The organism is Rhodococcus sp. DMU2021, assembly GCF_019641445.1.
GTDB classification, from domain to species: domain Bacteria; phylum Actinomycetota; class Actinomycetes; order Mycobacteriales; family Mycobacteriaceae; genus Rhodococcus; species Rhodococcus pyridinivorans.
Genome location: NZ_JAIFKB010000047.1, coordinates 1 through 7008 on the forward strand (window position 1 = coordinate 1; position 7008 = coordinate 7008).

Below are 7008 nucleotides of genomic sequence, written 5' to 3' on the forward strand. Positions count from 1 at the left end.
TCGAGGAGCGCCTGGATGCGCTCGCGAGCGGTCAGCTTGCCCTTGGCGTGAACCTTCTCGACTGCGGCCTCACCGACCGGGACCTTGGCCTGTGCTTGACGGTTGCGCAGGTCGGCCAGTTTGCCGACGGTGGTGTGGATATCGGGAAGTGCGAAAGAATCTGTCGCTGTCATCGGTAGCCGTTCTTGTCCTCAGGTGTCGACGCCGCGCCGGTGTTCCTATGTATGCGCAGGTGGCGACAGAAAGCGGATCGCTGCTATGTGTTCGGGTATGTCATGAGTGCGTCGGACGCCATCCCATCCGGGCGGGACAACAGTGTGCCGATACTGCGCATCGGTGTTCCGGACCGGAACCGGTCCCTTTCGAGGGACCGCATAGAACATCGACCCAGCACGTGTGCGCTCCTAGGAGTAGTCCGTGCACTGGATCCATCACCTCATCAACGTCATCGTCACCGTTGGATAGGCAACCGCCAGCGTGATATTCGGCGTTGTAAGCAGGTCGAATTGCGCACTGCTTGGCTTCGCCCGGTCCCTGCCCTTGTCTGTGAGCCGCTAATCGGATTCGTCGAACAACGGCCGGATCCCTTCGGCGAGCATGATGTGGTTGTTGCTGGTGCCGGCTGCGATCATCGGCCACACCAGGGCGGTGTCGTCGACGATGAAGTCGATGACGACGGGACGATCGGTGATGGCTCGGGCCTGGGCGATGGTGGTTTCGAGGTCGTCTTCGTGGTCGCAGCGCAGGGCCACGCAGCCGAGTGCTTCGGCGAGCAGGGCGAAGTCGGGGATGCGTCGGGTGTGGGTGGCGAGGTCGACGCTCGAATAGCGACCTTCGTAATGAACGTGCTGGAGCTGCCGGACCATGCCGAGGTTGCCGTTGTTGATGACGGCGACCTTGATCGGGACACCTTCGATGGCGGCGGTGGCCAGTTCCTGGTTGGTCATCTGGAAGCAGCCGTCGCCGTCGATCGCCCACACTTCGCGGTCGGGAGCGCCAAGTTTGGCGCCGAGCGCGGCGGGGACGGCGTAGCCCATGGTGCCGAGGCCGCCGGAGTTGAGCCAGGTGCGGGGTTTGTCGTAGGTGATGAAGTGTGCGGCCCACATCTGGTGTTGTCCGACCCCGGCGGCATAGATGGCCTCCGGACCGGCAGCCTGCCCGATCGCCTCGATCACGCGTTCGGGCGCAAGAGCGCCGGTGGACGGGCGGGTGTAGCCGAGCGGGTAACTGTCGCGTATCCGGTCGAGCTCGTTATGCCAGTCGGCCAGACCGAAACCGCCAGCGTCTGAGCAGTTGGTGCGGATCTGATTCATCAGGGCGTTGAGCACGTTCGTGCAGTCTCCGACGACCGGGACGTCCGCGTGTCGGTTCTTGCCGATCTCGGCGGGGTCGATGTCGACGTGGATGACTTTGGCTCGAGGGGCGAACGATGTCGGCTCGCCGGTGACCCGGTCGTCGAAGCGGGCGCCGAGGGCGATGAGCAGGTCGCTGCGTTGCAGGGCGGCCACGGCGGCGACGGTGCCGTGCATACCGGGCATGCCGTAGTGCAGCCGGTGGCTGTCGGGGAACGCTCCGCGCGCCATGAGGGTGGTCACGACGGGGATGCCGGTCAACTCGACGAGTTCACGCAGCTTCGGTGCTGCACCGGATTTGATGACTCCACCGCCGACGTAGAGCACCGGGCGTTCGGCTGCGGCGATCAGGTCGGCGGCGGCCCGGATCGGTCTGGGGTGGGGCCGGGTGACGACGCGGTATCCGGGCAGTGCGCGTTCCGGAGGCCAGGAGAAAGTGGTGCGGGCTTGTAGGACGTCTTTGGGGATGTCGACCAGCACCACGCCGGGCCGCCCGGTGGCGGCGATGTGGAAGGCGTCGGCGAAAGCTTTCGGGATCTCGGACGGGTCGGTGACGAGCATGTTGTGCTTGGTGATCGGCATGGTGACGCCGCAGATGTCGACTTCCTGGAAGGCGTCGGTGCCGATGAGGGGCCGTCCGACCTGGCCGGTGATCGCGACGACGGGCACCGAGTCCATCTGGGCGTCGGCCAGCGCGGTGACCAGGTTCGTCGCGCCGGGCCCGGAGGTGGCCATGCACACGCCGACCTTGCCGGTGGCCTGGGCGTAGCCGGTTGCGGCGTGGCCGCCGCCTTGTTCGTGGCGGACGAGGACGTGCCGGACCTGGGGGGAGTCGAGCAGGGGGTCGTAGACCGGCAGGATCGCTCCGCCGGGGATGCCGAAGACGATCTCGACATCGAGTGCTTCCAGGGACCGCACCACCGATTGTGCGCCGGTGACCGGGACCGGTGTGGAGGGCGGATTTGTTGTCGCGCGGGCAGGTTCCGCAGGAGGCCCGGCCGGGTTGGTGTCGGCCGGTGCGAGTGGGATGAGGGCGGTGGGTGGGTTCACGAGTTTTTCTTTGCGGTCGCCGGAAGAGAAGGAAGGTCGGTTCGGTTCGTCGTGTTCGTGGTGCCGGTATGTGCGCGTCGCGTCGGGCCGGGCAGCTTGGCTATGCAGATTTCTCGGAGCAACGAACACGTCGAGATGTCGAGCTCGTCTGTGGGGGCTGCGAGTAGGGCTAGGACACGGCGGTAGAACGTGGTGGGGGTCAGGCCGAACTCGGGCAGGATGTATTCGTCTCCGTCGTCGAAGGATGACCAGCGGAGCACGAAGTCGACCATGGCCCGTGCGTCGGGTGTCATTGTGTCTCCTCTCCGGCGAAGGTGCCAGGGTGTTACGACAGGTCGGCTGCGGTGAATCCGTGTTCGAGGGTGTGTTTGACCGTGGTGAGGAAGCGGGCTGCGTCGGCGCCGTCGACGATGCGGTGGTCGTAGCTCAGCGACAGGTGGGCCATCGAGCGCACGTCGATGCGCAGCCCACCGTCGTGGCGGGTGGGGACGAGGCGTTCGACGACGGTCCCGGTGCCGAGGATGCCGGTCTGGGGTTGGTTGATGATCGGGGTGTCGAACAGAGCGCCGCGACTGCCGGTGTTGGTGAGGGTGAAGGTGCCGCCGGACAACTCGTCGGGGGAGATCCGGCCGGTGCGGACGCGTTCGGCCTTGTCGGCGATCGCGCGGGCAAGTTGTTCGATGCTCATGAGGTGGGCATCGCGAATGACCGGCACCATCAACCCGCGGTCGCTGTCGACGGCCATACCGAGGTGGCAGTGCGCGAAGTAGCTCACCTCGGTGACCGCCGGGTTCAGCGCGGCATTGAGCACGCGGTGCTGCGCCAACGCTGCAATCGCGGCCTTGGCGAAGAACGGCAGGAACGACAGTTTGATGCCGGTCCGCGCATGAAAGTCATCCTTGTGTGCCGTCCGCAAAGTGGCGATCGCGGTCAAATCGACCTCCACCACCGACGTCAATTGCGCTGCCACCTGCAGAGATTCGACCATGCGGCGAGCGATGGTCTGCCGGATCCGGGGAAGCTTCTCCACCACGCTGCCACCCGAATCCGGCGTGGGTTGTGCAGCGACCGGAGAGGTGGGGTCCGGTTCCGGTGACGACCGAACAGCAGGGGGAGTCGTCACCGGAACCGGGGGCACCGCTGCGGGAGGAGACGCAGGTTGCGCAGCGGGTGCCGATTCAGGAGGAGCAGAAAAGATCTGGGTCGACTCGGCGCCGGCTTCGGTGATGACGGCTAGGTCGGCGCCCACGGAGACGACATCGTTCTCCTCGGCGAGGATGCGGTGCAGGATACCGGTGACCGGGGAGGGGATTTCGGTGTCGACCTTGTCGGTGGCCACCTCGAGCAGGGGTTCTTCGGCGGTGACGTGATCACCGGGTTGTTTCAGCCAGCGGGTGACGGTGCCCTCGTCGACACTTTCCCCGAGGGCCGGCATGTGCACGATGGTGCCGGCGAGTTGTTCGGTGCTCATAGTGGTCTCTCAGTTCCTGGTGTTGCTCGACCGATAACCGGTCAGGGAAGGATGTCGAGGGCGGCGGTGACGATGCTGTCGGCGTCGATGCCGTGGTAGCGGTAGACATCGTCGAGCGAGCCGACCTGCCCGAAGCGTGAGACCCCGAGGTGGGTGCTGCGCACCCGGTTGATGCCGGCGAGGAAGGCCAGGGTGTGCGGGTGACCGTCGAGGACGGTGACCATCGGGGTGGCCCGGTCGGTGGGGAAGAGCTGGTCGAGGATCCAGCTGTCTGCCGAGGTGCGGCCCTGGCGGGCCTGCCAGGCTTCGAACAGCAGACCGGGGCTGGTGATGCACAGCACGTCAGCGCGCACCCCGGTGGTCTCGAGTCGGTCGGCGGCGGCGAGGGCTTCGGTGATCATCGCGCCCATCGCCACGATGGTCACCTGCGCGTCGTTATGGCGCCGGATCGGATAGCCGCCGGCGACGACCTGGCGGCGGCGGCGTTCGCGGGCGGCCGGATCGGTGGGCACTGCGGCGAGGGTCTGATCGACCGGGCGGGTGGACAGCCGCAGATAGGCGGAGGTGCCGTCGGGGCGGCCGAGCTTGGCGAGCGATGCCAGCAGGGTCCATTCGACGTCGATGGCGAAGGCGGGTTCGTAGCTGATGCAGCCGGGTTGTTCGAGTCCGATCGAGGGGGTCTTGATGGACTGGTGGGCTCCGCCTTCGGCGGCGAGGGTGACTCCGGAGGGGGTGCCGACGAGGATGGATTGTCCGCCGGCGTAGATGCCGTAGGACCACGGCTCGAGGGCGCGTTCGACGAAGGGGTCGTAGAGCACGCCGATGGGCAGCAGGGGCTGGCCCCAGCGGCTCCAGGTGGCGCCGAGTTCGCCGATCAGCCCGACCAGGTTGGTTTCGGCGATGCCCAGTTCCATGTGCTGACCGGTGGGGCGTTCGTTCCAGTGCATGATCGTCTCGGGATCGTCGGCGAACCAGTTGTGCCGCTCGGCTGCCGACCACACGCCGACCTTGTTCACCCAACCGCCGAGGTTGGTGGTGGAGCTGACATCGGGGCTGACGGTGACCACCCGCTGTGCGGCGTCGGGGGATTCACGGGTCAGGTCCAGCAGCACCCGGCCGAGTGCGGCCTGGGTGGTGGCGGTGCCCTTCGGGGTTCGGCCGATATCGGTGGGAATGGTCACGTCGGGCAGCGCCGGCACCGGCTCTCGGTGAAGTCGGTCGGCGGTCGCTTGGCACAGCCGACCCGCGCCGGTATCGGCGGTAAAACGACCCCACGGATTCTGGGCATCCATGTCGAGGGTCGCGGCGAGCTGGGAGTATTCGTCCACCGTCAGCAGAGCCGAGTGGTTCTGCGGATGACCTTCGGTGGGCAGCCCGTAGCCCTTGATGGTGTAGGCGATGATCACGGTGGGCCGGGTATCGTCGATCTGCCGGTACGCCTGCGACAGCGCTTGCAGGTCGTGACCACCGAGATTGCGGACCGCTGCGGTGAGCGTCGCGTCGTCCAGGGTGGCGACGAGTTCGGTGATCCGGGTGCTGTCGGGGCCGGTGCCGGGCAGTCGGTCACGAATCTCGGTGGCGGTGCAGCGCAGCAGCCGCTGATATTCCGGGTTGGGCATGTCGAGGATGCGGGTGCGCAGCGCGTCACCGCCGGGGCGGGCGAACAGTTCTTCGAGGAGCTTGCCGAATTTGACGGTGATGACCTGCCAGCCGGCGGCGTCGAACATCTTCTCCAGGCGCCGGGCGGCGATGTTCGGGATGACCCGGTCCAGGGACTGGCGGTTGAGGTCGACGATCCACACCACCTCGCCGAGGTCGGCGATGCCCGGATCGAGGATGGCTTCCCAGACGGCGCCTTCGTCGAGTTCGGCATCGCCGACCAGCGAGTACTGCCGCCCGCGGCCGGTGGCGCCGAGATGGGTGTCGACGTAGCGGCGGGCCATCGCGCCCCAGATCGGGGCGGTGGCGCCGATACCGACCGAGCCGGTGGAGTAGTCGACGGTGTCGGGGTCCTTCAACCGGCTCGGATACGACTGCAGACCACCGAATTCACGCAGGGTCGTCAGATACTTCTCGTCGAGGTCGCCGAGCAGGTAGTTGATCGAGTGCAGCACCGGCGAAGCGTGGGGTTTGACCGACACTCGGTCTCCGGGGCGCAGGTGCTCGAACCACAGCGACGTCATGATCGAGACCATCGAGGCGCACGAGGCCTGATGGCCCCCGACCTTCAAGCCGGTGGGGTTCGGGCGCACGCGATTGGCGTGGTGGATCATCGAGGTCGACAGCCACAGCACCCGCTGCCGGATCGCCTCGAGTGCGGCGAGATCCTCCGACACCGCAGCGTCAACGCTCGAGTGGGAAATGGCGGAGTCATGGGAGACAGGCTGGGACATCGGGAAACTCTCTTTCGAAGACAACCACGCGGAACCGGGCAGGTCGACTGCATCGGGTGCTGAGGAGCCGGCTCGGCCGGCGACGGATGCGTCGCGGCCGAGCGGCCAAAGGAACAGGAATGCCAATCGGATTGTGTCTGCGGAGGCTTTCCCGATCTGCGGGGTGTGCATCCAGTCCACCAGGGGGTGTCTGTGTGCGCAATACTGGACTCTGAAAATGAACAATATGCACTTCGATCCGGGGTGCGGAGGGAAGCGAGGTGGGCACTTTGCCAAGCACACACCGGGCCGACCGGATCGACGCTCGAATCCTGACCGCACTGGCCGATGACCCTCGCGCCACCGTGATGGCGATAGCCGAGCGAACCGGTCTGTCTCGCAATACCGTTCAGGCACGATTGAGCAAGCTCGACGAGGCAGGGGCGCTGCGCTCGTTCGAACGCCGGGTCGACCCGGCGATTCTCGGATACCCGTTGCAGGCGTATGTGCTCACCAATGTCACGCAACGCAAACTCGACCGGGTCGGCGCGGCGCTCGATGCGATACCGGAAGTGTTGGAGGTGCACGGCCTCAGCGGCGTGGCGGATCTGCTTGTGCACGTGGCAGCCAAGGACGCAGACGATCTGTATCGCATCGCTGGGGACATCCTGAACATCAAAGGCGTCAAACGCACCACGACGGCGCTGGTGATGCGGGAGATGGTGGACTATCGGATCCGCCCGTTACTCGACTTTCTCGCCGA

General features: G+C 66.3%; 5 protein-coding genes and 1 pseudogene. 1 reads left to right on the forward strand and 5 read right to left on the reverse strand.

Annotated features, from left to right (window positions below):
• The 5 genes and pseudogenes from K3M35_RS25120 to K3M35_RS25140 all read right to left on the reverse strand — a co-directional run.
• Positions 1 to 173, reverse strand: a pseudogene (locus K3M35_RS25120) (methylmalonyl-CoA carboxyltransferase); the annotation flags it as partial.
• 381 nt (positions 174 to 554) lie between these two features.
• Positions 555 to 2273 carry an acetolactate synthase large subunit gene (locus K3M35_RS25125; RefSeq protein WP_308257122.1) on the reverse strand — a complete coding sequence of 573 codons (1719 nt, stop codon included), beginning with the start codon at positions 2271 to 2273 and terminating at the stop codon, positions 555 to 557.
• Positions 2274 to 2398: 125 nt separating this feature from the next.
• Positions 2399 to 2674 carry a DUF3263 domain-containing protein gene (locus K3M35_RS25130; protein WP_220667217.1) on the reverse strand — a complete coding sequence of 92 codons (276 nt, stop codon included), beginning with the start codon at positions 2672 to 2674 and terminating at the stop codon, positions 2399 to 2401.
• Positions 2675 to 2727: 53 nt separating this feature from the next.
• Complete coding sequence (locus K3M35_RS25135; protein WP_220667218.1) at positions 2728 to 3873, reverse strand: 2-oxo acid dehydrogenase subunit E2; 1146 nt, start codon at positions 3871 to 3873, stop codon at positions 2728 to 2730.
• A gap of 41 nt (positions 3874 to 3914) precedes the next feature.
• Entirely contained in the window at positions 3915 to 6266 is a 2352-nt protein-coding gene (locus K3M35_RS25140; protein ID WP_220667219.1) for a pyruvate dehydrogenase, read from the reverse strand.
• Positions 6267 to 6535: 269 nt separating this feature from the next.
• Between K3M35_RS25140 and K3M35_RS25145 the strand changes: the two genes are divergently transcribed.
• The coding region (locus tag K3M35_RS25145) for an Lrp/AsnC family transcriptional regulator (RefSeq protein WP_220667220.1) at positions 6536 to 7008 on the forward strand (473 nt) is incomplete at its 3' end.